Origin of the sequence: Allobrachymonas wangyanguii (genome assembly GCF_045055315.1) — a bacterium.
In the GTDB taxonomy this organism is placed as follows: Bacteria; Pseudomonadota; Gammaproteobacteria; order Burkholderiales; family Burkholderiaceae_C; genus Brachymonas; species Brachymonas wangyanguii.
Genome location: NZ_CP173677.1, coordinates 1,464,359 through 1,489,460, shown reverse-complemented (window position 1 = coordinate 1,489,460; position 25,102 = coordinate 1,464,359). Strand labels below are relative to the sequence as shown.

The window sequence follows — 25,102 nt, the reverse complement described above, 5'->3', positions numbered from 1 at the left end:
TGAACCGGCAGCACAGAACTGCCACGCAACAGGAGACACCATGGGCCGATCCCTCCCCGGCGCGCTGGCGCGCGTGAAATTCCCGGTCATCGCTTCGCCGATGTTCATCATCAGCAACCCGCAGATGGTGATTGCGCAGTGCAAGGCTGGCGTCGTCGGCTCCATGCCTGCGCTGAACGCCCGCCCGGCCTCGCAGCTGGACGAGTGGCTGGCCGAGATCACCGAGGCGCTGGATGCACACAATGCGGCGCATCCGGAGTCGCCGGCGGCGCCGTTTGCCATCAACCAGATCGTGCACAAGAGCAATGCACGCCTGATGGAAGACATGGCGCTGTGCGTCAAGTACAAGGTGCCGATCATCATCACCAGCCTGGGCGCGGTGGAAGAGATCAACCAGGCCGCGCACAGCTATGGCGGCGTGGTCATGCACGACGTCATCAACAACCGCTTTGCGCGCAAGGCGATCGAGAAGGGTGCCGATGGCCTGATCGCCGTGGCCACTGGAGCCGGCGGCCACGCTGGCGTGAAGAGCCCGTTTGCGCTGGTGCAGGAGCTGCGCCAGTGGTTTGACGGCCCGCTGGCGCTGAGCGGCTCGATCGCGACGGGTGGCGCGATCCTGGCGGCGCAGGCCATGGGCGCCGACTTTGCCTATATCGGCAGCCCCTTTATCGCTACCGATGAAGCGCGTGCCAGCGATGCCTACAAGCAGTGCGTGGTGGACAGCAACTCCGACGACATCGTCTACACCAACCTGTTCACCGGCGTGCATGGCAACTACCTGGCCCCGTCAATCCGTGCTGCCGGCCTGGACCCGGCGCAGCTGCCTGAAGCCGATCCGAGCAAGATGGATTTTGGCAGCGGTGCGGCCAAGGCCTGGAAGGACATCTGGGGCTGTGGCCAGGGTATTGGCGCGGTCAAGCAGGTGCAGCCGGTGGCCGATTACGTAAGCCAGCTCAAGCGCGAATACGTGCAGGCGCGCGATGCGCTGCTGAACGTCTGATCAGCCACGCATTCCACCAAAAGCAAGGCCCTGCAGCGATCACTGCAGGGCCTTGTCTTTGGAGCTACCGGTATCAGGAGAAGAAGTCCTTCGCCTTGTCGAACCAGGATTTCTCGTTCGGGCTGTGCTTGCCGCCGCCTTTCTCCAGCGATTCGTCGAGCTGCTTGAGCAGCTTGCGCTGGTGCTCGGTCAGCTTGACCGGCGTCTCGACCGTGATATGGCAGTACAGGTCACCATTGCTGGAGGATCGTACGCCCTTGATGCCGCGACCGCGCAGTCGGAACTGCTTGCCGTGCTGCGTGCCTTCCGGGATGTCGATCACGGCCTTGCCAGTCAGCGTCGGTACCTCGATCTCGCCACCCAGGGCGGCCTTGGTGAAGCTGATCGGCACCACGCAGTGCAGGTCGTCACCATCGCGCTCGAACACCTCGTGCTTGCGGATGCGGATTTCGATGTAGAGGTCGCCCGGCGGGCCGCCGTTCGGACTCGGTTCGCCATTGCCGGCGCTGCGGATGCGCATGCCGTCGTCGATACCGGCCGGAATCTTCACTTCCAGCGTCTTCTGCTTCTTGATCTTGCCCTGGCCATGGCAGCTGGTGCAGGGCTCGGGGATGATCTTGCCGGAGCCGTGGCAGTGCGGGCAGGTCTGCTGCACGCTGAAGAAACCCTGGCGCATCTGCACCACGCCGCTGCCGCCACAGGTGGTACAGGTCTTGCTGCTGGTGCCGGGCTTGGCACCCGTGCCGTGGCAGGTGTCGCAATCGTCCCAGCTCGGGATACGAATCTGCGCGTCCTTGCCGTTGGCCGCCTCTTCCAGCGTGATGTCCATCGAGTAGCTGAGGTCGTTGCCACGGTGCACCTGGCGGCCGCCGCGGCCACCACGGGCCTGGCCAAAGATGTCGCCGAAGATGTCGCTGAAGCTCTCGAAGCCGCCACCAAAGCCGCCACCGAAACCGCCGGCACCCATGTTGGGATCGACACCGGCATGGCCGTACTGGTCGTAGGCGGCGCGTTTCTGGCTGTCGGACAGCATCTCGTAGGCTTCCTTGACCTCCTTGAACTGGGCTTCGGCCTCGGCGGCCTTGTCGCCCTGGTTGCGGTCAGGGTGGTATTTCATGGCCAGCTTGCGGTAGGCCTTCTTGATCTCGTCCTCACCGGCGTTGCGGGGGACGCCCAGGACTTCGTAGTAATCGCGTTTTGACATGGCTATTCCTGTTCACCAGCCGCATGGAGCCGGCTGGAACACAAACGCCGCGTCACCTGAAAACGGTGGGCGCGGCGCAACGTCCGTGGCAGCAGGGCAGGGCCTGGCGGCACTGCCCTGCAACTGACGGATCAGTCCTTCTTCACTTCCTTGACTTCGGCGTCAACCACGTCGTCGTCAGCAGCGCCAGCGTTGCCGGCCGGTGCTTCGGCACCAGCGGTGGCAGCCTGGTCGGCGTAGATCTTCTCGCCCAGTTTCTGGCTGGCTTCCATCAGGGCATTGGTCTTGCTCTCGATAGCTTCCTTGTCGTCGCCCTTGATGGCTTCTTCCAGATCCTTGATGGCGGATTCGATCTTGTCCTTCTCGCCAGCGTCCAGCTTGTCGCCGTACTCGGTCATGCTCTTCTTGACGCTGTGCGCCATGGCATCGCCCTGGTTGCGCGCCTGCACCAGCTCGACCTTCTTGTGGTCTTCGGCGGCGTTCAGCTCGGCATCTTTCACCATCTGCTGGATTTCGTCCTCGCTCAGGCCGGTGTTGGCCTTGATGGTGATCTTGTTTTCCTTGCCGGTACCCTTGTCCTTGGCGCTCACGTGCAGGATGCCGTTGGCGTCGATGTCGAAGGTCACCTCGATCTGCGGCACGCCGCGCGGAGACGGGGCAATGCCTTCCAGGTTGAATTCGCCCAGCAGCTTGTTGCCGGCAGTCACTTCACGCTCACCCTGGTAGACCTTGATGGTCACGGCAGGCTGGTTGTCTTCTGCGGTCGAGAAGGTCTGCGCGAACTTGGTCGGGATCGTGGTGTTCTTCTGGATCATCTTGGTCATGACGTTGCCCATGGTCTCGATGCCCAGGGACAGCGGGGTCACGTCCAGCAGCAGCACGTCCTTGCGGTCGCCGCTCAGCACCTGGCCCTGGATCGCGGCACCGACGGCCACGGCTTCATCCGGGTTCACGTCCTTGCGCGGCTCCTTGCCGAAGAATTCCTTCACCGTGTCCTGCACCTTGGGCATGCGCGTCATGCCGCCGACCAGGATCACGTCGGAGATCTCGTTCACGCTCAGGCCGGCATCCTTCATGGCGATCTTGCAGGGCTCGATAGAGCGCTGGACCAGGTCTTCCACCAAGGCTTCCAGCTTGGCGCGGGTCAGCTTGATGTTCAGGTGCTTGGGACCGGAGGCATCGGCCGTGATGTAGGGCAGGTTGATGTCGCTAGCCGTGGTGCTGGACAGCTCGATCTTGGCCTTTTCAGCAGCTTCCTTCAGGCGCTGCAGGGCCAGCACGTCCTTGCTCAGGTCAACGCCTTGTTCCTTCTTGAACTCGGTGATGATGTAGTCGATGATGCGCTGGTCGAAGTCCTCGCCGCCCAGGAAGGTGTCGCCGTTGGTAGACAGCACTTCGAACTGCTTCTCGCCGTCAACATCGGCAATCTCGATGATGGAGACGTCGAAGGTACCGCCGCCCAGGTCATATACAGCGATCTTGCGGTCGGCCTTGTCCTGCTTGTCCAGGCCAAAGGCCAGGGCCGCAGCAGTCGGCTCGTTGATGATGCGCTTCACGTCCAGGCCGGCGATGCGGCCAGCGTCCTTGGTGGCCTGGCGCTGGCTGTCGTTGAAGTAGGCCGGCACCGTGATCACGGCTTCGGTTACGGGCTCGCCCAGGTAGTCCTCGGCGGTCTTCTTCATCTTGCGCAGGATTTCGGCGCTGACCTGTTGCGGTGCCAGCTTCTTGCCCTGGGCATCCACCCAGGCATCGCCGTTGTCAGCCGCGACGATGGAGAAAGGCATCATGTCGATGTCTTTCTGCACTTCCTTCTCGGTGAACTTGCGGCCGATCAGGCGCTTGATCGCGAACAGGGTGTTCTTGGGGTTGGTGACAGCCTGGCGCTTGGCCGGTGCGCCAACCAGTACTTCGCCGTCTTCCAGGTAGGCGACGATGGACGGAGTGGTACGCGCGCCTTCGGCGTTCTCGATCACGCGCGTGGTGTTGCCTTCCATGATGGCAACGCAAGAGTTGGTGGTACCCAGGTCAATACCGATGATTTTTCCCATGTTGAATGGCTCCTTGAGGCAATGTGTTTGCAGCGTCCGTCCCGTGTATGCCGGGCTGCGGCGCTGCCGCTTGGTTCAGATATGTGGTTGCAGAAAAGAATTTCAAGGCCGGCGTCGCATGTGCTGCGCTTCCGGCAGGGCGATCAGCTCGGGCTGACCATCACCAGCGCCGGACGCAGCACGCGGTCGGCAATCAGGTAGCCTTTTTGCAGCACGTTGACGATGCTGTTGGGCTCCAGCGTCACGCCTTCGGGGGCGGGGACCACGCTGAGGGCCTGATGGTGGTTGGGGTTGAACTTGTCGCCCTGTGCCGGGGCAATCGCGATCACCTTGTTGCGCTCCAGCGCGCTCAGCAGCTGGCGCAGCGTGGCATCTGTGCCTTCACGCAGCTGCTCGGCGGTGCCGTTCGGGATCGCCAGCGCGGCTTCCAGGCTGTCCAGCACCGGCAGCAGGCTTTCGGCAAAGCTCTCGATACCGAACTTGCGCGCCTTCTGCACCTCGTCGTCGGCACGGCGGCGTGCGTTCTGCACTTCGGCCTGGGCACGCAGGTACTGGTCTTGCAGCTCCTGCACCTGCGCCTGCAGCGCAGCGGTGTCGGTAGCCGCCTGGGCAGCGTCGATGGTGGCTTCGGGGGTGTCGTTCTGGACGTTGTCGGGCTGATGGTCAGGGGTAGTCGTCATGTGATGGGTCCGAAAGGTCAAAACAGGGTGGCAGCCGGGGCTGCGCGTCAGGTTACAAATGGGAGCGGGCCGGAGGATTTCAAGAGCGCTGGTGCAAGCTGCTGTTGTGCTCGGGCAAGTGCTTGTCGATACAGGGAATTCCCCTCATGGAGAGTGGGGGACGGGGTCATGAATTGCGCGAACATGGAGCGCATGAAAATGCGCAGGACTGGCGCATCCCGCGACGCCTGGGCAACCGGGGTCTGGCAAGCACCTTCGGTGGCATACTCGCTGCAATACCTTGTAGGCCATACACCATGAACCAACAAAACCTTGCCGACTTCATCTGGAGCGTGGCAGATGCCGTGCGTGGCGACTTCAAGCAATCCGCGCTGGCCAGCGTTGTCGTTATCAGTTCAGTCAATGGCCTGATCGATGGCCGCACGCGGACGGCCGAGGCCGACATTGCCGTGCTGTTGGGTGAGGTGACGGCATGAGCGAGATGGTAATTTTCGAGGGTGAGGCAGGACAACTTGAGGTGCGTCTGGAAGGAGAGAGCCTTTGGTTGACGCAGGACCAGATGGCCAGCCTTTTCGCGGTGCAGAAGGCTGCCATCTCCAAACACCTGAAAAACATTTATCTCAGCGGCGAACTGATGCGGGAGGCAACTGTTTCCAAAATGGAAATGGTTCGAATCGAAGGGATGCGCCAGGTTATCCGAAACCTGGAACATTTCAATCTGGACGCCGTCATTTCAGTCGGCTACCGGGTCAATTCCGCGCGTGCGACTCGCTTCCGCCAATGGGCCACCCGCGTGCTGCGTGAACACCTGACCCGTGGTTACACCCTCGATCACCAGCGCTTCGAAACCAATGCCCGAGAACTGGAAGCAGCGCTGCATATGGTGCGCAGGCTGGCGGGCAACCCGGAGCTGGGTGCGGATGCCGGACGTGGACTGGCGGATATTGTCAGTCGTTATGCACAGACTTTCCTGCTGCTGCAACGCTACGACGAAGGCTTGCTGGCTGACCCTTTGGTGCAGACCGGCGGCGTACTGCCGACAGTAGAAGAAGCCCGCAAGGCGCTTGCCGGTCTCAAGGCCAGCCTGATGGCGCGTGGCGAAGCCACCGAGCTGTTCGCCCGCGAGCGTAGCGATGGCCTGGCGGCTCTGCTGGGCAATCTGGACCAGAGCGTGTTTGGCGAGCCTGCTTATCCCAGTGTCGAGGCCAAGGCGGCACACCTGCTGTACTTCGTCATCAAGAATCACCCATTTGCCGATGGCAACAAGCGTAGCGGTGCCTACCTGTTCGTCGACTTCCTGCATCGCAACGGCCGTCTGCTGGATGCCGCAGGTCAGCCGGTGATCAATGATATTGGACTGGCCGCGTTGGCGTTGCTGGTCGCAGAGTCTGATCCAGCGCAGAAGGACACCCTGATCCGGCTGATCATGAACATGCTTGCCGGTCCGGCGCAGTCATGAGCTGTACAAGACGCGTGGAGCAGGCAATGAAGACACCCGCAGTCTGTTCCTGTCAGTGGTGTACGAAATGCTGAAACGCGATGGTGGCGCAGACCTGCTGGGAGCAGCCAGGCGCTGAACCTGAAGCCTGTGCAAGAAAAAACCCCGAGCAGACAAGCTGCATCGGGGTTGCAGGAACGGCAGCCTGTCGCCAGGCAGCACCACCAGGATCAGCGCAGATCCAGCAGCTGTACGTCAAACTTCAGCGTCGCGTTCGGCGGGATCACGCCACCGGCTCCGCGGCTGCCGTAGCCCAGCTCGGCCGGAATGATCAGCGTGCGCGAGCCGCCGATCTTCATGCCGGCAACGCCTTCGTCCCAGCCCTTGATGACCATGCCCTGGCCCAGGCCAAAGGCAAACGGCTGGCCGCGGTCCAGGCTGGAGTCGAACTTGGTGCCTTGCTGGCCGTTCTCATAGAGCCAGCCGGTGTAGTGCACCAGCACGTGTTGGCCGGGCTTGGCTTCAGCGCCGTCGCCGATCTGGGTGTCGATGTATTGCAGGCCGCTGGCCGTGGTGATGGTCTGGTTCATCTTGTTGGGATCAGAAGAGGTGGAAAGGGAAGAGGAGGCGGAGGCCGGCGCAGCAGCCGCTGCACTGGCCGCCGCAGCGGGTGCCTTGCTGGCGTTCTGGCTGCAGCCAGCCAGCGCCAGGGCGGACAGCGCGGCTGCGCAGAGCACGCCGCGGGTGGACAGGGTCTTGGCCATCAGTCGTTGCTGCCCAGGAAGGTGCGCAGCTTGTCGCTGCGGGTCGGGTGCTTGAGCTTGCGCAGCGCCTTGTGCTCGATCTGGCGGATACGCTCACGCGTGACGTCGAACTGCTTGCCGACTTCTTCCAGCGTGTGGTCGTTGTCCATCTCGATGCCGAAACGCATGCGCAGCACCTTGGCTTCGCGCGGCGTGAGCGAATCGAGGATGTCCTTCACCACATCGCGCAGGCCGGCCTGCATGGCGGCCTCGATCGGTGCGGTGTTGACGCTGTCCTCGATGAAATCGCCCAGGTGCGAATCGTCGTCGTCGCCGATCGGCGTTTCCATGGAGATCGGCTCCTTGGCGATCTTCATGATCTTGCGGATCTTTTCCTCGGGGATGTCCATCTTCTCGGCCAGGATCGAGGCATCCGGCTCGAAGCCGAATTCCTGCAGGTGCTGGCGCGAGATGCGGTTCATCTTGTTGATGGTCTCGATCATGTGCACCGGGATGCGGATGGTGCGAGCCTGGTCGGCAATACTGCGCGTGATCGCCTGGCGAATCCACCAGGTGGCATAGGTCGAGAACTTGAAGCCGCGACGGAATTCGAACTTGTCCACCGCCTTCATCAGGCCGATGTTGCCTTCCTGGATCAGGTCGAGGAACTGCAGGCCACGGTTGGTGTACTTTTTGGCAATCGAGATCACCAGGCGCAGGTTGGCCTCGATCATCTCCTTCTTGGCATTGCGCGAGAAGCGCTCGCCGTCGATCATGCGCTTGTTGATCGCCTTGAGTTCTTCCAGCGGCACCACGACGCGCGTCTGCAGGTCGATCAGGCGCTGCTGCAGCTCCTGCACCGGCGGGATGTTGCGGCTCAGGGTCTCGCTCCAGGGCTTGCCGGCGGCTGCCTGCTGTTCCACCCACTGCAGGTTGAGCAGATTGTCGGCAAACTCGGCAACGAATTTCTCTTGCGGCATGTGGCACTTGTCCACGATGATCTGGCGCAGCAGGCGCTGGTTCTTGCGCACTTCCTCGACCTGTTCGCGCACGGTATCGCACAGCTTTTCGATGGTCTTGGCGGTGAAGCGGATCGTCATCAGCTTGCTGCTGATTTCCTTCTGCGCCTGCAGGTAGGCGGGCGAGCCGTAGCCGTCCTTTTCGTAGGCGGCCAGCATGGCCTCGAAGCTGGTGCGCATGTCGTCAAAGCGGCGCAGGGCTTCGTTCTTGACCATTTCCATCATCTTGGTCTGGGACTTGGTGCCGCCGTCGTCATCGTCGTCGACCTCGTCTTCGTCCTCTTCGGCCACGTAGTCGTCGTTCTCGTCGGCATCGGCAAAACCGTCCACCACGGTGGTGATCACGACCTTGTCTTCGCGGATCTCCTCGGCCATGGCCAGGATCTCGTCAATGGTGGCAGGGGAGCCGGAAATGGCTTCCATCATGTCCATCATGCCGCCCTCGATGCGCTTGGCGATCTCGATCTCGCCTTCACGCGTGAGCAGCTCGACCGTGCCCATCTCGCGCATGTACATGCGTACCGGGTCGGTGGTGCGGCCGAATTCGTTGTCCACGTTGGACAGCGCGGCTTCGGCTTCTTCCTCGGCCTCTTCCTCGCTGGTGGTGGCGGTGTTGGAGCTGTTCAGCAGCAGGGTGTCGGCATCGGGCGTTTGCTCGTAGACGGAGATGCCCATGTCGATCATCATGGAGATGACGACTTCCAGCGTTTCGGCATCGACCAGCTTGTCGGGCAGGTGGTCGGAAATTTCGGCATTGGTCAGGTAGCCGCGCGTCTTTCCCAGCTTGATCAGCTCCTTCAGGCGCTGGCGGCGGGTCGAGACTTCCTCTTCGGACAGGGCGACTTCGTCCAGGCCGAATTCCTTCATCAGGGCGCGTTCCTTGGCCTTGGACAGCTTCATGCGCAGCGGCTTGACCTTCTCGACCGGTGCAGCGGCAGCATCGGCTGCAGGAGCTTCCTCTTCGGGCTCCTCGTCCACGCCAAATTCGTTTTCGACGTCGGACAGATCGGTATCGTCGTCATCGTCCTTGGCAGCAGGCTTGCGGCCACGGCGGGCCGGCGTCTTGGCGGCGGTGGTGCTGGCGGCAGCGGTGGTGCGGCGGCGCGTGGCCGGCTTCTTAGCCGGTGTGGCCTCTTCAGCCGTAGCGTCTGCGGCAGTCTCGGTGTCAGCAGCAGCCTTGGCTGCGGCGGTGGTGCGGCGCGTGGTGGTGCGCTTGACCGGGGTGGCGGCCTCGTCCGTTGCGGCGGCGGCAGCCGGCTTGGCGGCTACGCGGCGGGTACGGGGAGCTGGCTTGGCTTCGGTGCCGTCAGCGGCAGCCTCGGGAGCAGCGGCTGCAGCAGCCGTGGTGGTCTTGCGCGTGGTGGTGCGACGCACCGCGGGCTTCTTGGCCGGCTCGGTCGCAGGCGTGCTGTTCACGTCCTGTTCGGTATCGGTGGTGGTGCTGGTTTTACTGGTGGCCATAGGCTGAACCCTTCCTTTTGAACTGTTCCGGGCAGGCACCATGCAGGCCATGGTGCGACGCATGCTCGCCATATGGGAACGGAAAAGCCGATTTCCAGTAGAGGAAAACACTTGCCATAAGGAGAGCAACCCCGGAACATCCATGACCTGGCTGCAGGCGGCGTGACCGGGGTTGACATTGGCAAGAGGGAAGGGCGAACATTTGGAGTACAGTCCTTGCGATGGAGGTGGCCGGTTGGGGTGTGTATATCCCTCGGTGGGCCGGGCTCGGAGGTGCTGCTGTCGCGCTTGCCGTGTCGAATCCCTATATTATACAAAATCCCTGAAAAAATTCAAGATAAAAGTCTCAAATAGGCTGACAACGCCGACTTTCTATGCTAGGCAAACCTGACGACATGACCTTCTGGCAACGGCTGTCCCAACTGGTGCGCACCGAGTGGTACCACCTGACCGACTTCAAGCACAGCGACCGTCCCTGGCAGCTGCCGTTTGCGGCGGCGCTGGCCAGCGGTCTGCCGCTGGCGGTAGGGGCCTGGTTCGGCCATGTGCAGTACGGCGTGCTGTCCTCGCTCGGCGGCCTGGTGTTCCTCTATATCGCCAACCTGCCACTGGCGCAGCGCATGGTGGTGCTGATGGTGTGCGCCTTCGCCATGGCTGCCAGCTTTGGCCTGGCGCAAATGGGCAGCGCGCTGCATCCGCTGGCAACGCCAGTGGTGCTGACCTTTCTCACGCTGCTGGTCGGCATGGTGACGCGTTTCTACCGCCTGCCGCCACCGGGCAGCTTCTTCTTCATCATGGTGGCGTCGATTGGTGCCTACCTGCCGGTGAACGTGGAACTGATTCCCTTGCGCGTCGGCCTGGTGTTCATGGGCAGCATGCTGGCGCTGCTGATGGCCTTTTTCTACAGCTTGTGGATGATGCCGCGCCTGCCACCCCCGCAGCCAGCTCCTTCGCCCCATTACGATTTCCAGTACGTGGTCTATGACTCGGTGCTGATTGCCGTGTTCGTTGGCCTGGCGTTGGTGGTAGCCGAACTGATGGGCCTGCGCTCGGCCTACTGGGCACCGGTGAGTTGCATCGCCATCATGCAGAACGTGACCATGCGCGCGGTCTGGAACAAGCAGGTGCACCGCATCCTGGGGACGGCTGCCGGCATGGTGCTGACTTGGCTGTTGCTGACGTTGCAGCTGAATCCCTGGAGCCTGTTCCTGATCCTGACGACGCTGAGCTTCATCATCGAGATGCTGGTGGTGCGCCACTACGGGCTGGCGGTGATCTTCATCACACCCTTGACGATCCTGCTGGCCGAGGCTGGCGCCAACATGCAGCTGCCGCCAGACGTGATCATCCAGGCGCGCCTGATCGATATCGTGGTCGGCAGCGTGATCGGCGTGGTGGGTGGCGTCTTCCTGCACAATCTGACGCTGCGCGAGTGGGTCAGCCGGCACCTGTTCCGCCGGCCGATGCCGCCGACGCAGCGGCATCAGGCCTGAGCGACAGGCGCTTCAGCTGACCAGTTCGAAGTCGATGTGGCCGCGTTCCACATCGGTGGACAGCAGTTTCACGCGCACGCGCTTGCCCACGTGCACCGAGTCGCCACGGCGCACGTTGAGCTTGCCTTCGGCCGGCGGCTGGAAAATGCGCACCCAGTTGTTGCCCTTGGACACGCCGGTGACGATGCCATCAAACTCCTTGCCGATATGCGCTTCCAGGATCAGCGCTGCTTCGGACTTGTGGATCTGGCGCTCTACCTTGTTTGAGGCGTCTTCCTGGCGCGTGCAGTGCTCGGCCAGGCGGGCCAGTTCGTCGTCGGAGTAGGGAGCGGGCAGATTCTTGAGCGCGGCCTTGAGCAGGCGCGCCGTGATCAGGTCGGGGAAGCGGCGATTCGGCGCGGTGGAGTGCGAGTAGTCGCGTACTGCCAGGCCAAAGTGGCCGGTGCTGTTGCCGCCCGGGGTTTCGAGCGCGTATTCGCCGGCACCCATCAGCTTGATGATGGTCAGCGACAGGTCCGGGAAACGGTCCGGATCGCGGGCACGCTGCTTCGCCAGAAAGGCCTCCAGTGCTGGGCCGTCCGGTTCCGGTGGCAGGTCGGTGCCGAGGCGGGCTGCTTCCGTCACGATGCGCTGCCAGCGCTCCGGCGAGCGCACCACGCGGCGCAGCGAGCTGCGGCCCTGTTGCGCCAGAAAGCGTGCCGCCACGCCATTGGTGGCGATCATGAATTCCTGGATCAGCTGGCGCGCGCGGTTCTGTTCCTGTTCGGTGATCTTGACCAGCTTGCCGTCCTTGAACACCGCCTTGGGCTGGAAGGTCTGGAATTCGAGCGCACCGTTTTCAATACGGCGGTCGCGCAACTGTTGCGCGACCGCATCCTGTGTGCGCAGCTGGACGTCCATGCCAGGCACGGCTGCGGCTGCCTCGGGTAGCGGCCCCTTGCCGACGATCCAGTCGCTGACGGCGTCATAGGCCAGCTTGGCGTGGTTATGCACCCAGGCGCGGTAGACGGTGGCGCTGCCCAGCGTGCCATCGGGCTGGAATACCATGTCGGTCACCATGGCGAGCCGGTCTTCCTGCGGGTTCAGTGAGGTCAGCCCGGTGGATAGCTTTTCGGGCAGCATCGGAAAGATGATGGCCGAGGTATAGACCGAGGTGGTGTTGTGCGCCGCATGCTGGTCCACCGGCGTGTTCTGGCGCACCAGCGCATCGACATCGGCAATGCCGACCAGGATGCGCACGCTGCCATCATCCAGCGGCTCGCTGGCAGTGATTTGGTCCAGATCGCGAGAATCGTCGTTGTCGATGGAGCACCAGAGTAGGGCGCGCAGGTCACGCACCTCGCCGGCATGCGGTTCACCGGGCTGGTCCATGGCGGCCGTCTGTTCCCTGGCAGCCGAGGAAAAATCCGGCCACAGGCCGCGTTCGCGCATGGCGGTACGCGCCAGTTCAATCAGTTCCTGTTGTTGGGAATAGCTGGGGGTCATGCGGGGCTCCAGTGCGGGATCAGGCGGGCAGGGTTTCCAGTGGCAGGTCGTGCTGGCGTGCCAGCTCGCCCAGTTCGGCGCGCGTCTTGCCGGCCAGCCACTGGCCGATGATGCCGGCGGTCTCCTCGCGCAGCATCAGGTCGGGCTCGGAGGCGTCCAGTCCGCCAATCAGCTGGCACAGGCGCTGGTAGAACACCGGCTCCAGCGCCGCCAGTGCCACGCGGCCATCCTGACAGGCATAGACGCGGTAGCCGACGTGCTGGCCGCCGAGTTGCGTATCAGGGCCGAGCATGGCGTAGCGCGTGCGCGGAATCGCCAGAAAGGACACCGCCTGGCTCAGACCGACTTCGCGTACCGTGCCGCAGCCGTGCTCCTGGCGATGCAGACAGCAGCCGAGCACGGCTTCGGTCGCCATGAGCGCGCCGGACATGTCGGCAAACAGGGTGGGGGGCATGTGCAGGCCGTTGACCAGATCGTTCTGCGCCTGGTAGGTCAGGTCGTGGCCGGCCTCATCAGGATCGTCAAGGTTGCCGTAGATGGCCACTAGCGAGAGCTGCGGGTAGCGCGGGTGCAGCGTGTCCCAGTCGACGCCGAGCTTGAGCATGGCGCTCTTGCGGAAAGAGGTCAGCAGCACATCGGTGCGCGCCAGTTCTTCGTGCAACGTGGCCTGGCCCTCGGGGGTCTTGAGGTTGGCCTGCAGGGTACGGATGCCCTGGTGCAGGTCTTCGTAGCCCTTGGGCGTGTAGGCCAGCATCGGATCACTGCTGCGCTGCCCGGGTGCGGCCAGCGGTTCCAGCTTGCTGCAGACGGCTCCCAGATCGGCACAGCGTTGCAGTGCGGCCGGGCCGGGAAGATTCAGTGCCAGGCTGAGGATGCGGATCCCGTCAAGCGGACGAAAGCTGGGCTGCATGGGCAAGTCTCCTGTAGTTCCTGTAGTCATAGCGATGCTCGGATCGTTCATGCCACTATAGCGGCTGCCGGTCGCCTGTCCGGGGCGCGTGGGGCATCTTGCAGAAATAAGCGGTAACGGTGCTGCAAGACCTTGCCAGACCCGCTATAATCTCGTGTTTCGGAGCATAGCGCAGTCTGGTAGCGCATCTGGTTTGGGACCAGAGGGTCGGGAGTTCGAATCTCTCTGCTCCGACCATATTCCAGGGATTGGCGCCAGCCGATCCTTTTTTTGTATCTGCGCGCCATTGCGCGCCCGGTACAATCGCCAGCCATGACTGCCCGTAGCTCAACTGGATAGAGCAGCTGCCTTCTAAGCAGCAGGTCGGGGGTTCGAGTCCCTCCGGGCAGGCCAGTCACTCCGCTGCGGCCAGCACGAAGGCCGGTATCCCTGCACGGAATTGATGCTGCACTGCACACAAGCGCGCATTTGGGGAATAATATTCAGTTGGAGGAGGCATTCCGGTGTCATCCCGCCCACCTGAAAGTCCCATCATGACCAGCTTCATCTCCCTGTTTTTCTCCACCCCGCGCCGCACCCTGTTGTGGATGGCTGCCGTCATCGTCGGCATGCTGGGCTTTGGCATGTACCTGCAATACGGCCTGGGCCTGACGCCGTGCCCGATGTGCATCGTGCAGCGCTACGCCTATATCGTGGTGCTGATCCTGGCACTGCTGGGGGCTGCGCTGGGCAAGTGCAAGGCACCGATAGCGGCCATGGGCCTGATCCTGCCGGTGGCGCTGTTTGGCGCCTTTACCGCCGCGCGCCAGTCCTGGCTGCAGTGGTATCCGCCCGAGTTCTACAGCTGCGGCCGTGACTTCTACGGCATGATCGAGCAGCTGCCGCTGAGCCAGGCGCTGCCGCGTATCTTTGCCGGCAGCGGTGACTGTACGGCGGTGGACTGGACTTTCCTGGGTGGCACGATTGCCAACTGGTCTTTCGTCGGCTTTGCCGCGATTGCGCTGGTCTGCCTGGGCTGGTTCTGGGCCATCCTGCGCCGTCGTCGCTGACAGTCCGCAAGCCATGGCACAGACGCGCGAGATACGCGCCCAGATCACCAATATCAACAAGACTCGCAAGATCACGCGCGCCATGGAGCGCATGGCGTTTGCGCGACTGGCGCAGGCGCGCAAGCGCGCCGAGAGCATTCGCCCGTATGGCCGCATCCTGCGCAAGATGATGGCACGCTTCGTGCACGTGGGTGGCGACTACCAGCCGGCGCTGATGGCGCAGCGCGAGCCGGCCAGGCGGGTTGGCCTGATCGTCGTCACGACGGATCGCGGCATGTGCGGTCCGCTCAACACCCGCCTGCTGCAGGAGGTGGTGCAGCAGCTGGAGCGCTGGCAGCAGGACGGACGGGAGTGCAGCCTGACCATCATTGGCCAGCGTGGTCTGGCCACGCTGAAACGCTGTGGCTGCAAGGTGGTCGCCCATGCCTCGGCCGGCAGCGAATTCGAGGCCTCGGAAGATCTGCTTGGCACCATGTCGGTACCAATCCTGCAGTTCCTGCAGGGCGAGATCGACGAGCTCTATGTGGCGACGAACCGTTTCGTCAACGTGCTGAGCTACCAGCCACTGCTGTCACGCTTTCTGCCACTGGGCAATCCGCTGGCAGGCGTGCCGGAGCACCTGCAGCTGTCGCTGCACCGCCATGCGCTGCATGACAGCGTGGACTATATCTACGAGCCCGGCGAGCAGGAGGTGGTTGATGCCTTGCTGCTACGCTACGTCGAGACCATCATCTACCAGGCCGTAGCCGAAAACGCCGCCTGCGAACAGGCCGCGCGCATGACGGCCATGAAGTCCGCTTCCGAAAACGCCGACCAGCGCGTGGAAGAACTGACCCTGCAATACCACAAGGCCCGACAGGAAGCGATCACGCGCGAGCTGATCGAGATCGTGGCCGGAGCGGCAGCCATTGATGAACGCTGAATCCCTTGTCCATCCTCCTGGCCATCGCGGCCTGCCCAAGCACCTGCACCTGGAAGTGGGCACGGTGAGCGAGCTGCTGTTCAGCGGCGTCGTGCACGAGGTCAACCTGCCCGGGGCGGCCGGTGGCATGGGCGTGTTGGCCGGCCACGTGCCGGTGCTGACCACCTTGCGCGCCGGAACACTGAGTTACCGCGTCACGCCCGATGCCGAACCGGCCGGCATGTATGTCATTGGTGGCCTGGCCGAAATCGGGCCGGGTTATGTGCATGTGCTGGCCGATCACGCCGTGCGTTCGGAAGAGGCCGATGCCGTGCGCCGCGCCGAGGCCTTGCACCGTGCGGAAGTCCAGCGCATCCCGGAACCGCGCCAGGCCGATTTCAAGGGTATCAAGGCCTCGCTCGACCAGGAGCTGCTGCGCTTCTTCCAGATGGTGCTGTTCGGGCGCGATCCCTGATCCCGCACACATGAAAAAGGGCTGGCCCGCAGACCAGCCCCTGTCGCTGCCATCAGCGCCGCAGTGTTTAACGGCGGCTCATCAGGTCAAACGCGTGGCGGAACTCACCCATCGGGTGCTCGCCATGCTCGTAGATGCTGTTGGCGCGGCCGACCAGCAGGCTGTCCAGCGTACCGATGCTGTCGGTGTCCTTGTTATCATACGGCACGCGGTTCAGCACGTAGCGCATCGCGTTCAGGCGGGCGCGCTTCTTGTCGTCCGACTTGATCACGGTCCAGGGTGCATCCACGGTGTCGGTCTCGAAGAACATGGCTTCCTTGGCGCGCGTGTAATCGTCCCACTTGTCCAGGCTTGCCTTGTCGATTGGGGACAGTTTCCACTGCTTGAGCGGGTGCAGTTCACGTTCCTTGAAGCGGCGGCGCTGCTCGTCGCGGCTGACCGAGAACCAGAACTTGACCAGATAGATGCCGCTGCGCGTCAGCATGCGCTCGAACAGCGGTGCCTGCAGCATGAATTCGCGGTACTCGTCTTCGGTGCAGAAGCCCATCACGCGCTCGACGCCGGCGCGGTTGTACCAGGAACGGTCAAAAAGCACGATCTCGCCATGCGTCGGCATGTGCTTGACGTAGCGCTGGAAGTACCACTGGCCTTTTTCTTCCTCGGTCGGCTTTTCCAGGGCGACCACGCGCGCGCCGCGCGGGTTCAGGTGCTCCATGAAACGGCGGATAGTGCCACCCTTGCCGGCAGCATCGCGACCCTCGAACACGATCATCACGCGGGCGCCGGTTTCCTTGACCCATGCCTGCAGCTTGAGCAGCTCTACCTGAAGCGTGTATTTCTGCTTCTCGTAGCTCTTGCGGCTCATCAGGTTCTTGTATGGGTAGCCCCCCTTGCGCCAGTTCGGCGACAGCTCTTCGTCGCTGATGGCGCGCTGTGCGGCGTGCGAGGGCGTGGCCAGCATCAGGCGCAAGGCGTCCAGTTCGTCCTTGGAGGCGCGGCTCATCAGCGTCTTCATGGCCTCGACCTTGTCTTCGGCCTTTTCCAGGATCTGTTCGATGGCGACTTCGCGACGTGTCAGCGCGGTCATCTCGGCATCGCGGGCGGCCACCTTGGGAATATTCTCGGGCGATGTCTTGCCGAGGATCACGTCACCCGATCGGGCGAGGCGGGGTTTTTCGGGGGCAGGGGTGCGGCGTGTGACCATCAACGGCTCCTTCTTGATGCTGTGTTAAACCCAAAGAAGAATTTTAAATTCCCGACCCCGAAAATGCATCACAATTTTTTCACTAAAACCTGACTTCTTCGGTCCCAGTTGTACTTGCGCTTGCGTGCTTCAGGCAGCCAGTTCGGGTCCATGACCTGAAAACCGCGCTTGATGAACCAGTGCATGGTGCGCGTGGTGAGCACGAAGATGCTCTTCAGGCCCTGGGCACGTGCGCGCTGCTCGATGCGGCGCAGCAGCTTGTCGCCATCGCCCTGGCCCTGCACCTGTGGGCTGACGGTGACCGAGGCCATTTCGGCAGTGCCATCTTCGGGGTAGGGGTAGAGCGCGGCACAGCCAAAGATCACGCCATCGTGCTCGATGATGGTGTAGAGGTGGGCATCACGCTCGATCTCGTGGCGCTGGCGCTTGACCAGGGTGCCGTCCTGCTCGAACGGCTCGATCAGCTGCAGGATGCCGCCCACGTCCTCGATCGTGGCCTCGCGCAGGCTTTCGAGCTTTTCGTCCACCACCATGCTGCCGATACCGTCGTGGGTGTAGATTTCCAGCAGCACCGAACCATCGACCTTGTAGGGCACGATGTGGCTGCGCTCCACACCGTTCTTGCAGGCCTTGATGCAGTGGCGCAGGTAGAAGCCCTTGTCGGTTGGTTTCTCCGGCGGTGGCAGCTGGGCCATCAGCGATTCGGCATAGGGCAGCGAAAGTTCGGTATCGATCGGGTTGTCGTCGCCTGGCGGATCAAACGGACGCTGGCGGATGCCGCCGTTTTCGGTCAGGAACAGCAGCTTGTCGGCGTGCAGCTCGCTGGCCACTTCGGTGGCGACATCTTCCATGGTCAGGTTGAAGGCCTCGCCGGTGGGTGAGAAACCCAGCGGTGACAGCAGCACCAGCGCATTCTGGTCCAGCATGGACTGGATCGCGCTGGCATCAATCTTGCGCACCTGGCCCGAGTGCAGGTAGTCCACGCCATCGACGATCCCGACCGGGCGCGCGGTCAGGAAGTTGCCGGAAATCACGCGTACCGTGGCACCGGCCATCGGCGTGTTGGGCAGACCCTGGCTGAAGGCGGCCTCAACCTCGTAGCGCAGTTGGCCGGCAGCCTCGAGCGCGCAGTCCAGCGCGATTTCATCGGTGATGCGCAAGCCCTTGTAGTAGCGCGGCTCCTGGCCCTTGGCGCGCAGCTGCTCGTTCACCTGCGGGCGGAAGCCATGCACCATCACGATATGCACGCCCATGCTCTTGATCAGGGCCAGGTCCTGCACGATGCTGGGCAGCTTGCCGGCGGCAATCGCCTCGCCGGGTACGCCCAGCACCAGGGTCTTGTCGCGGTGCATGTGGATGTACGGCGCCACCGAGCGGAACCAGGGGACAAAGGTGAAATTGAAAACGCTGGACATGGAACGATATGGGAGGATGGTGACAGGCGTGCCAAGTGACGCCCGCCGGCAATGCTGGGATAATCCCGCATTTTCCGATACTTTGCTTCAGATCAGGACTTTACTTGTCAGATAAATCCCCCTTGCGTATCCAGTTCCCGGAATCGCTGCCGGTTTCCAGCCGCCGCGACGAGATCATGGCGGCGATGCAACGCCACCAGGTCATCATCGTCTGTGGTGAAACCGGTTCCGGCAAGACCACGCAACTGCCCAAGATTGCACTGGCGCTGGGACGCGGTGCCTGCAACGCCCAGCCGGGCCAGCGGCCGCGCCTGATCGGCCACACGCAGCCGCGCCGGATCGCTGCCAGCAGCGTGGCCAAGCGCATTGCCGAGGAACTGCAGACGCCGCTGGGCGAGGTGGTGGGCTACAAGGTGCGCTTTGCCGACCGGCTGCAGAAGGGCGCTTCGGTCAAGCTCATGACGGACGGTATCCTGCTGGCCGAGACACAGAGCGATCCGCTGCTCAAGGCCTACGACACGCTGATCATCGACGAGGCACATGAGCGCAGCCTGAATATCGACTTCCTGCTGGGCTATCTGAAGGAGATCCTGCCGCGCCGGCCGGATCTGAAGGTGATCGTCACCTCGGCCACGATCGATGCCGACCGCTTTGCGCAACACTTTGCCTCGGCCAAGGGCCCGGCACCGGTGCTGATGGTATCGGGCCGGCTGTTTCCGGTGGAAATGCGCTACCGCCCGTTCGAGGAAACGCGCGATACCGACCTGAATACGGCGATTGCCGATGCCGTGGACGAGCTCTGGCGCACGCCGCAGGATGCCGGAGACATTCTGGTGTTCCTGCCCGGCGAACGCGAGATCCGTGAGGCCGCCGACCATCTGCGCAAGCACTTGAGCCACAGCCCGGTACTGCGCAACACTGAGGTGCTGCCGCTGTTTGCGCGCCTGAGCCAGGCCGAGCAGGACCGCGTGTTCGACAATCACAAGGGCCGTCGCATCGTGCTGGCCACCAACGTGGCAGAAACCTCGCTGACAGTGCCTGGCATCCGTTACGTGATCGATTCCGGCACCGCGCGCGTCAAGCGCTACAGCTATCGCAACAAGGTGGAACAGCTGCTGGTGGAACCGGTCAGCCAGGCAGCAGCGAACCAGCGTGCCGGCCGTTGCGGCCGTGTCGCCAACGGCATCTGCATCCGCCTGTACGACGAGAAAGACTTCAACAGCCGCCAGCCGTTTACCGATCCGGAAATCCTGCGTTCCTCATTGGCGGGCGTGATCCTGCGCATGCAGGCGCTGCATCTGGGCGATGTGGAGAACTTTCCGTTCCTGGAAGCGCCGCGCCCCAAGGCGATTAGCGATGGCTACCAGCTGCTCAACGAGTTGGGCGCGGTTGATGACGACAAGCAGCTGACGCGCATCGGCCAGGCGCTGGCACGGCTACCGCTGGACCCGCGTGTGGGCCGCATCCTGCTGGAGGCGCAGCAGCGCGGCGCGCTGAACGAGGCGCTGGTGATTGCCTCGGCGCTCAGCGTGCAGGACGTGCGCGACCGGCCGCTGGAGCAGCAGGCCCAGGCCGATCAGCAGCATGCCAAGTTCGATGACGAGCGCAGCGAATTCGTCAGCACGCTGAAATTGTGGCAGTGGCTGCACGACGTGCGCGGTGGCCACTCCAGCCTGGGCTCGGCGCGCAGCCAGCAGCGCGAGGCTGGGCCCAAGCCGACTTCGCAGGCCGTGTTGCCGGTGGCGCAGCGCAGCCAGGGCAGGGCAGATCCGGCTCCGACTGAGCCAGCAGTTGCAGCACAGCCGGTGCACAAGCTCAGCAACCGCCAGTACGAAACCCTGTTGCGGCAGAACTTCATCAATGTGCGCCGTGTACGCGAATGGCGCGATACCCACAGCCAGCTGCTGACGGTGGCGTCGGAGCAGAGCTGGAAACCCAAGCCACAGCCGGCCAGCTACGAGCAGCTGCACAAGAGCATGCTGGCAGGCCTGCTGGGCAACGTCGGGTGCAAGAATGACGAGGAAGACTGGTACCTGGGTGCACGCGGCATCAAGTTTTTCCGCCATCCCGGCGCACGCCTGCGCAAGCGCCCGGGCCGCTGGGTCGTATGTGCCGAACTGATGGAAACCGGCCGCCTCTATGGCCGCACCATGGCGACCATCGAGCCGCAGTGGCTGGAAGAGGTCGGGGCGCACCTGCTGCGCCGCCAGCTGCTCGATCCGCACTGGGAGAAAAAGGCGAGCAAGGTGGTGGCGCTGGAACGTGCCACGCTCTACGGCATCGTGCTCTACAACAACCGCCGCGTCGATTACGACAAGCTCGATCCCGAACATGCGCGTGACATCTTCATCCGCCAGGCGCTGGTCGAGGACGATTGGGAGAGCAAGCTGCCGTTCCTGGCCGCGAATCGCAAGATGGTGCGCCAGGTGGAAGATCTGGAGCACAAGTCACGCCGCCAGGACGTGCTGGTGGACGACGAACTGATCTACGCCTTCTATGACGCGCAGATCCCGCGCGACATCTGCAATGCGCACCAGCTGGAAAAGTGGTTCCGCGAGGCCAGCCGCCAGCAGCCGAAACTGCTGCAGATCAGCAAGGACGAGCTGATGCGGCACGAGGCCGCCGGCATCACCACCGACCAGTTCCCGCGCACCATCCGCCTGGGCGGCGTCGATTGCCGCGCCAGTTACCTGCACCAACCCGGCGATGCGCGTGATGGCGTCACCGTTGACATCCCGTTGTTTGCCCTGAACCAGGTCGATGAGGAGCGCGGGCCCTGGCTGGTACCCGGCCTGCTCAAGGAAAAGATCCAGGCCCTGCTCAAGAGCCTTCCGCAGCGTCCACGCAGCCGTTTTGTGCCGCTACCCGACAGCGCGCGCAAGCTGGCCGAGCAGCTCCAGCAGGATCCCGGCTTTGGCAAGGGCAGCCTGGCCGATGTGCTGCTGCAGCGCGCGCGCGAGCACACCGGACTGGATATCAAGCTGGCCGATTTCAAGCGGGACATGGTGCCGGTGCATTTGTTCATGAACTACCGCGTGGTAGATGAACATGGCCGCCAGCTTGGCATGGGCCGCAATCTGGGTGCGCTCAAGGCCGAACTCGGGAGCCAGGCGCGCGGCGCCTTCCAGGCTCTGGCGGTGCTGAAAACCGCGGTGCGCAAGGAAGAGCCTGCCGAACTTCCCGCTGCCACGGCAGACGTAAGCACCGCAAAGGCAGCGGTAGCCACGGCCGCCAGCAGCGATCTGGTCGAAGACCAGCGCTACACCAGCTGGGACTTCGGCGAACTGCCCGAGATCATGGAACTGCGCCGCGGCCGACAGACGCTGATCGGCTTTCCGGCGCTGATCGATGCCGGTGATGCCGTGACCATCGAGCTGTTCGATGAACCCGAACGCGCACAAGCCAGTCATCGGATAGGGCTACGCAGGCTGTTTGCGCTGCAGGTACGCGATACCCTCAAGTATCTGCAGAAGAACCTGCCGGATTTCCAGAAGATGGCGACTGCCTACATGCAGCTGGGGACGGCGGAAGAATTGCGACAGCAGATCCTGGATCTGGCGGTGGACCGCGCCTTCCTGCTCGACCCCTTGCCCACCGATGCCGACAGCTTCCGCCAGCGCGTGGAAGAGGGCAAGAGCCGGCTCAGCCTGATCGCGCAGGAAGTTGCGCGCCAGGCTGCCATTGTGCTGGCCGAGTTTGACAGCGCACGGCGCAAGCTCAAGGACACGCGCAACCAGCCCGAGGCGACGGCCGACATCACGCAACAGTTGCAGAAACTGGTCGGCCCGCGCTTTCTGGCCGAAACGCCCTGGACCCAGCTGCAATTCCTCCCACGCTACCTCAAGGCGATCACACTGCGGCTGGACAAGCTGCGCACTGACAGCGCGCGCGATGCACAGAAGCTGGCCGAGCTGAAACCGCTGGAACAGCGTTACTGGCGCCTGCTGGCCGAGCGCAAGGGACAGCAGGACAGTCGCATGCTGGAATTCCGCTGGCTGCTGGAAGAATTGCGCGTCAGCTTTTTTGCCCAGGAGCTGCGCACGCCGCAACCGGTCAGCGTCAAACGGCTGGAAAAAGTCTGGCTGCAGCTGATCCATTGACCTGTATCAGATAACCCCAATGCCAGCACGTTCAACGGGTTTCCCCGTAAGGGGTAGCGCGCTATACTGCAAGAGAAATCAATTTGTAACCTATTGAGAGGTAAGACACATGATGCAACGTACCGTTGGAATTCTGACTCTGGTGGCTGCGGCTGCCGCCCTGGTGGCCTGTGGCGACAAGCAGGCTACGCCTACTGCAGCACAAAACGCAGCATCCGAAGCGGTTACTTCCGCGCAAGTGGCTGCATCTGCAGCTACCGACGCTGCATCCGCTGCCGTGGCAACGGCATCTGCTGCCGCAGAAGCCGCTTCTGCAGTCGTGAATGATGCTGCCAGCGCTGCTGGTGCTGCCGCCAGCGCAGCCGGCGATGCCGCCAACAAGGCCGCAGCTGCCACCACTGCAGCTGCTGCTGCCGTGACCAAGGCTGCGCCTGCCGCAGGTGGCAGTGTCGATCTGGCCGCTGGTGAAAAGCTGTACAAGTCGGCCTGCTTCGTCTGCCACGACGCCGGTATTGCCGGTGCACCCAAGCTGGGTAACAAGGAAGAGTGGGCTCCGCGTCTGGCCCAGGGCAATGACACCCTGATCAAGCACTCCATCGATGGCTACACCGGCCTGACCGGCGTGATGCCGCCGCGTGGTGCTTCCACTGCCAGCGACGAAGAACTGGCCAATGCGGTGCATTTCATGGTCAGCAAGGTGCAGTAATAGCCAACTGTTGCACACAGCCCGTCTTTTTTATACGACAGGCTGGTGTCAGCATTGACTAATGCAGTAAATTAGAAAGATCCTGTGGGCAATCCAGCCTGCAGGGTCTTTTTTATTTCCGGATGAGGATCAGATCATGAACTTCCAACGCTCCATGCTGGCTGTGGCTATCGCTGCTGCCGTGTCCCTGGCCGCTTGCGGCAAGAAAGAAGAAGCCAAGGTCGAGAAGGCCCAGGACCAGGCTGCAGCCGCTGCCGGCCTGGCCGCTTCTGCGACCGTCAACGCTGCTTCCGCAGCTGCCGAATCCGCTGCCAGCGCTGTTGGCAAGGCGGTTGACGCTGCCAAGGGCGCTGCTGCTGCTACCACCGATGCCGCCAAGGATGCTGCTGCTGCAACCAAGGACGCTGCCCAGGACGCCGCTGCTGCTACCAAGGAAGCTGCCAACGACGCCCTGAAGAAGGCCGAGGAAGCCGCCCAGAAGGCCCAGGCAGCTGCCAGCAACTAAGCTGTAGCTCCAGCCAGGACAGGCAGGCCGCTCGTTGGCAGCCTGTCTGCCACAAACCCCATCGTCCTCACGGAGATGGGGTTTGTCATTTTCGGGTATCAGAGTCGTGCCAGCCGTTCCAGGGCCTGCCGCAGGGTGTCATCCTGCTTGGCAAAACAGAAGCGGATGGTCTGCCGCTCCACCGGCTGGCCGTAGAAGGCCGACAGCGGAATCGCCGCCACGCCGATCTCGCGGGTCAGCCATTCACAGAAAGCCGCTTCACCCAGATCACGTTCCGGCAGGGCGATATCGGCATAGCTGACACACTGGAAATAGGTGCCCTGGCAGGGCAGCAGGCGCAAGCGCGTCTGCTGCAGGCCGGTGGCAAACAGGTCACGCTTGCGCTGGTAGAACGCCGGCAGTTGCAGATATGGTGCCGGATCCTGCAGATAGCGTGCCAGGCCATGCTGCATCGGCGTGTTGACCGTGAACACGTTAAACTGGTGGATCTTGCGGAACTCTGCCATTAGCGCTGCCGGTGCCGAGACATGGCCGACTTTCCAGCCGGTGACGTGGAAGGTCTTGCCAAAGCTGCTGACGACGATGCTGCGCGCTGCCAGTGCCGGGTAGCGCGACGCGCTGGCATGTGGCTGGCCGTCAAACACCATATGCTCATAGACCTCGTCGCTGATGACGATGATGTCGGTGCCATGCAGCAACTCCTGCAGGCGCAGCATGTCGGCATCGCTCCAGACCGTGCCGCTCGGGTTGTGCGGCGTGTTGATCATGATGGCGCGTGTGCGCGGCGTGATGGCGGCGGCGATGCGATCGAAATCGGGAGCATGGCTGTGCGGATCCAGGCTGACCGGCACCGGTACCGCGTTGGCCATGCGGATGCCCGGCACATAGCTGTCGTAGCAGGGTTCCAGCACGATCACTTCATCGCCGGGCTGGGTGATGGCGAGCAGGGCGGTCAGCAGCGCCTGGGTAGCGCCTGCGGTGACGGTGATTTCGCTCTGGGCATCGTAACGGTGGCCGTAAAGTGCCTCGACCTTGGCGGCAATCGCTTCACGCAAGGCCGGAATGCCGGGCATGGGCGGGTACTGGTTGTGGCCTTGCTGCATCGCCTGGGTCACGCCTTCCAGCAACGCCGTGTCACAGCCAAAATCCGGAAAACCCTGGCCCAGGTTCACCGCCTGGTGCTGCAGCGCCAGCGCCGACATGACGGAAAAAATCGTCGTGCCGCTGTCGGGCAGGCGCGACGGAATGCTTGGTGTCGGGTGCATG

General features: G+C 63.1%; 20 protein-coding genes and 2 tRNA genes. 12 read left to right on the top strand and 10 right to left on the bottom strand.

Annotation, left to right across the window (positions count from 1 at the left end; all coding sequences use genetic code 11):
• Positions 1-40 precede the first annotated feature (40 nt).
• Positions 41-1,000, top strand: a complete 960-nt coding sequence (locus tag ACI3EV_RS07185; protein WP_329771569.1) for a nitronate monooxygenase family protein — start codon at positions 41-43, stop codon at positions 998-1,000.
• A 73-nt stretch (positions 1,001-1,073) separates the two neighbouring features.
• Here the strand turns inward: ACI3EV_RS07185 and dnaJ are convergent, their stop codons facing one another.
• The 3 genes from dnaJ to grpE all read right to left on the bottom strand — a co-directional run bounded on the left by dnaJ (position 1,074) and on the right by grpE (position 4,932).
• On the bottom strand, positions 1,074-2,204 hold the full coding sequence (gene dnaJ / locus ACI3EV_RS07180) for a molecular chaperone DnaJ (protein ID WP_337691299.1): 1,131 nt from the start codon (positions 2,202-2,204) through the stop codon (positions 1,074-1,076).
• Positions 2,205-2,335: 131 nt separating this feature from the next.
• Positions 2,336-4,252 carry a molecular chaperone DnaK gene (dnaK, locus tag ACI3EV_RS07175; protein ID WP_337691297.1) on the bottom strand — a complete coding sequence of 639 codons (1,917 nt, stop codon included), beginning with the start codon at positions 4,250-4,252 and terminating at the stop codon, positions 2,336-2,338.
• Between the two features lie 143 nt (positions 4,253-4,395).
• Positions 4,396-4,932, bottom strand: coding sequence for a nucleotide exchange factor GrpE (grpE, locus tag ACI3EV_RS07170; protein WP_329771566.1), 537 nt, complete (start codon positions 4,930-4,932; stop codon positions 4,396-4,398).
• A 296-nt stretch (positions 4,933-5,228) separates the two neighbouring features.
• Here grpE and ACI3EV_RS07165 point away from each other — a divergent pair, with 296 nt between their 5' ends.
• Together ACI3EV_RS07165 and rhuM are read left to right on the top strand one after the other, a co-directional pair.
• Positions 5,229-5,408, top strand: coding sequence for a hypothetical protein (locus ACI3EV_RS07165; RefSeq protein ID WP_329771565.1), 180 nt, complete (start codon positions 5,229-5,231; stop codon positions 5,406-5,408).
• Positions 5,405-6,391 carry a RhuM family protein gene (rhuM, locus tag ACI3EV_RS07160; protein WP_337691292.1) on the top strand — a complete coding sequence of 329 codons (987 nt, stop codon included), beginning with the start codon at positions 5,405-5,407 and terminating at the stop codon, positions 6,389-6,391. The genes ACI3EV_RS07165 and rhuM overlap by 4 nt, the downstream gene beginning before the upstream one ends.
• A gap of 209 nt (positions 6,392-6,600) precedes the next feature.
• On the opposite strand, the gene ACI3EV_RS07155 is transcribed toward rhuM, so the two are convergent.
• Together ACI3EV_RS07155 and rpoD are read right to left on the bottom strand one after the other, a co-directional pair.
• Positions 6,601-6,960, bottom strand: coding sequence for an FKBP-type peptidyl-prolyl cis-trans isomerase (locus tag ACI3EV_RS07155; protein WP_329771605.1), 360 nt, complete (start codon positions 6,958-6,960; stop codon positions 6,601-6,603).
• Between the two features lie 173 nt (positions 6,961-7,133).
• The gene (gene rpoD / locus ACI3EV_RS07150; RefSeq protein ID WP_329771563.1) at positions 7,134-9,593 is read right to left on the bottom strand and encodes an RNA polymerase sigma factor RpoD; all 2,460 of its coding nucleotides are present in this window, start codon (positions 9,591-9,593) and stop codon (positions 7,134-7,136) included.
• 395 nt (positions 9,594-9,988) lie between these two features.
• Here rpoD and ACI3EV_RS07145 point away from each other — a divergent pair, with 395 nt between their 5' ends.
• On the top strand, positions 9,989-11,086 hold the full coding sequence (locus tag ACI3EV_RS07145; RefSeq protein ID WP_329771562.1) for an FUSC family protein: 1,098 nt from the start codon (positions 9,989-9,991) through the stop codon (positions 11,084-11,086).
• A 12-nt stretch (positions 11,087-11,098) separates the two neighbouring features.
• On the opposite strand, the gene ACI3EV_RS07140 is transcribed toward ACI3EV_RS07145, so the two are convergent.
• Together ACI3EV_RS07140 and ACI3EV_RS07135 are read right to left on the bottom strand one after the other, a co-directional pair.
• The gene (locus ACI3EV_RS07140) at positions 11,099-12,571 is read right to left on the bottom strand and encodes an RNB domain-containing ribonuclease (protein ID WP_337691289.1); all 1,473 of its coding nucleotides are present in this window, start codon (positions 12,569-12,571) and stop codon (positions 11,099-11,101) included.
• A 19-nt stretch (positions 12,572-12,590) separates the two neighbouring features.
• Positions 12,591-13,481 (bottom strand): CaiB/BaiF CoA-transferase family protein, encoded by an 891-nt coding sequence (locus ACI3EV_RS07135; protein ID WP_329771560.1) that lies wholly within the window; start codon positions 13,479-13,481, stop codon positions 12,591-12,593.
• Positions 13,482-13,641: 160 nt separating this feature from the next.
• On the opposite strand from ACI3EV_RS07135, the gene ACI3EV_RS07130 reads away from it, so the two are divergent.
• From ACI3EV_RS07130 to atpC, 5 genes are all read left to right on the top strand, one after another.
• Positions 13,642-13,718, top strand: a tRNA-Pro gene (locus tag ACI3EV_RS07130).
• Positions 13,719-13,797: 79 nt separating this feature from the next.
• Positions 13,798-13,874 (top strand) — tRNA-Arg (locus ACI3EV_RS07125).
• 140 nt (positions 13,875-14,014) lie between these two features.
• Positions 14,015-14,530 carry a disulfide bond formation protein B gene (locus tag ACI3EV_RS07120; RefSeq protein ID WP_337691286.1) on the top strand — a complete coding sequence of 172 codons (516 nt, stop codon included), beginning with the start codon at positions 14,015-14,017 and terminating at the stop codon, positions 14,528-14,530.
• A 13-nt stretch (positions 14,531-14,543) separates the two neighbouring features.
• The gene (gene atpG / locus ACI3EV_RS07115) at positions 14,544-15,452 is read left to right on the top strand and encodes an ATP synthase F1 subunit gamma (RefSeq protein WP_329771558.1); all 909 of its coding nucleotides are present in this window, start codon (positions 14,544-14,546) and stop codon (positions 15,450-15,452) included.
• Positions 15,442-15,906 carry an ATP synthase F1 subunit epsilon gene (atpC, locus tag ACI3EV_RS07110; protein ID WP_337691284.1) on the top strand — a complete coding sequence of 155 codons (465 nt, stop codon included), beginning with the start codon at positions 15,442-15,444 and terminating at the stop codon, positions 15,904-15,906. Before atpG ends, atpC begins: the two co-directional genes overlap by 11 nt.
• A 67-nt stretch (positions 15,907-15,973) precedes the next feature.
• Here the strand turns inward: atpC and ppk2 are convergent, their stop codons facing one another.
• Both ppk2 and argA read right to left on the bottom strand, forming a co-directional pair.
• Complete coding sequence (ppk2, locus tag ACI3EV_RS07105; protein ID WP_329771556.1) at positions 15,974-17,110, bottom strand: polyphosphate kinase 2; 1,137 nt, start codon at positions 17,108-17,110, stop codon at positions 15,974-15,976.
• A gap of 68 nt (positions 17,111-17,178) precedes the next feature.
• Positions 17,179-18,525 (bottom strand): amino-acid N-acetyltransferase, encoded by a 1,347-nt coding sequence (gene argA, locus ACI3EV_RS07100; protein WP_329771555.1) that lies wholly within the window; start codon positions 18,523-18,525, stop codon positions 17,179-17,181.
• Positions 18,526-18,701: 176 nt separating this feature from the next.
• On the opposite strand from argA, the gene hrpA reads away from it, so the two are divergent.
• From hrpA to ACI3EV_RS07085, 3 genes are all read left to right on the top strand, one after another.
• A complete protein-coding gene (gene hrpA, locus ACI3EV_RS07095) occupies positions 18,702-22,625 on the top strand; it encodes an ATP-dependent RNA helicase HrpA (RefSeq protein ID WP_405198062.1) in 3,924 nt (1,307 codons plus the stop codon).
• A 109-nt stretch (positions 22,626-22,734) separates the two neighbouring features.
• A complete protein-coding gene (locus ACI3EV_RS07090; protein WP_329771553.1) occupies positions 22,735-23,331 on the top strand; it encodes a c-type cytochrome in 597 nt (198 codons plus the stop codon).
• 136 nt (positions 23,332-23,467) lie between these two features.
• Entirely contained in the window at positions 23,468-23,836 is a 369-nt protein-coding gene (locus ACI3EV_RS07085) for a hypothetical protein (protein WP_329771552.1), read from the top strand.
• 98 nt (positions 23,837-23,934) lie between these two features.
• On the opposite strand, the gene ACI3EV_RS07080 is transcribed toward ACI3EV_RS07085, so the two are convergent.
• Positions 23,935-25,101, bottom strand: a complete 1,167-nt coding sequence (locus tag ACI3EV_RS07080) for a pyridoxal phosphate-dependent aminotransferase (RefSeq protein ID WP_337691279.1) — start codon at positions 25,099-25,101, stop codon at positions 23,935-23,937.
• Between the last annotated feature and the right edge of the window lies 1 nt (position 25,102).

Coding starts and splice junctions, on each gene's coding strand:
- ACI3EV_RS07145 (WP_329771562.1), top strand. CDS start 9,989: ATGACCTTCTGGCAACGGCTGTCCCAACTGGTGCGCACCGAGTGGTAC.
- ACI3EV_RS07155 (WP_329771605.1), bottom strand. CDS start 6,960: ATGAACCAGACCATCACCACGGCCAGCGGCCTGCAATACATCGACACC.
- argA (WP_329771555.1), bottom strand. CDS start 18,525: ATGTCCAGCGTTTTCAATTTCACCTTTGTCCCCTGGTTCCGCTCGGTG.
- ACI3EV_RS07120 (WP_337691286.1), top strand. CDS start 14,015: ATGACCAGCTTCATCTCCCTGTTTTTCTCCACCCCGCGCCGCACCCTG.
- ACI3EV_RS07090 (WP_329771553.1), top strand. CDS start 22,735: ATGATGCAACGTACCGTTGGAATTCTGACTCTGGTGGCTGCGGCTGCC.
- ppk2 (WP_329771556.1), bottom strand. CDS start 17,110: ATGGTCACACGCCGCACCCCTGCCCCCGAAAAACCCCGCCTCGCCCGA.
- ACI3EV_RS07165 (WP_329771565.1), top strand. CDS start 5,229: ATGAACCAACAAAACCTTGCCGACTTCATCTGGAGCGTGGCAGATGCC.
- ACI3EV_RS07080 (WP_337691279.1), bottom strand. CDS start 25,101: ATGCACCCGACACCAAGCATTCCGTCGCGCCTGCCCGACAGCGGCACG.
- ACI3EV_RS07135 (WP_329771560.1), bottom strand. CDS start 13,481: ATGCAGCCCAGCTTTCGTCCGCTTGACGGGATCCGCATCCTCAGCCTG.
- hrpA (WP_405198062.1), top strand. CDS start 18,702: ATGGCGGCGATGCAACGCCACCAGGTCATCATCGTCTGTGGTGAAACC.
- rhuM (WP_337691292.1), top strand. CDS start 5,405: ATGAGCGAGATGGTAATTTTCGAGGGTGAGGCAGGACAACTTGAGGTG.
- atpG (WP_329771558.1), top strand. CDS start 14,544: ATGGCACAGACGCGCGAGATACGCGCCCAGATCACCAATATCAACAAG.
- ACI3EV_RS07185 (WP_329771569.1), top strand. CDS start 41: ATGGGCCGATCCCTCCCCGGCGCGCTGGCGCGCGTGAAATTCCCGGTC.
- dnaK (WP_337691297.1), bottom strand. CDS start 4,252: ATGGGAAAAATCATCGGTATTGACCTGGGTACCACCAACTCTTGCGTT.
- ACI3EV_RS07140 (WP_337691289.1), bottom strand. CDS start 12,571: ATGACCCCCAGCTATTCCCAACAACAGGAACTGATTGAACTGGCGCGT.
- grpE (WP_329771566.1), bottom strand. CDS start 4,932: ATGACGACTACCCCTGACCATCAGCCCGACAACGTCCAGAACGACACC.
- dnaJ (WP_337691299.1), bottom strand. CDS start 2,204: ATGTCAAAACGCGATTACTACGAAGTCCTGGGCGTCCCCCGCAACGCC.
- atpC (WP_337691284.1), top strand. CDS start 15,442: ATGAACGCTGAATCCCTTGTCCATCCTCCTGGCCATCGCGGCCTGCCC.
- rpoD (WP_329771563.1), bottom strand. CDS start 9,593: ATGGCCACCAGTAAAACCAGCACCACCACCGATACCGAACAGGACGTG.
- ACI3EV_RS07085 (WP_329771552.1), top strand. CDS start 23,468: ATGAACTTCCAACGCTCCATGCTGGCTGTGGCTATCGCTGCTGCCGTG.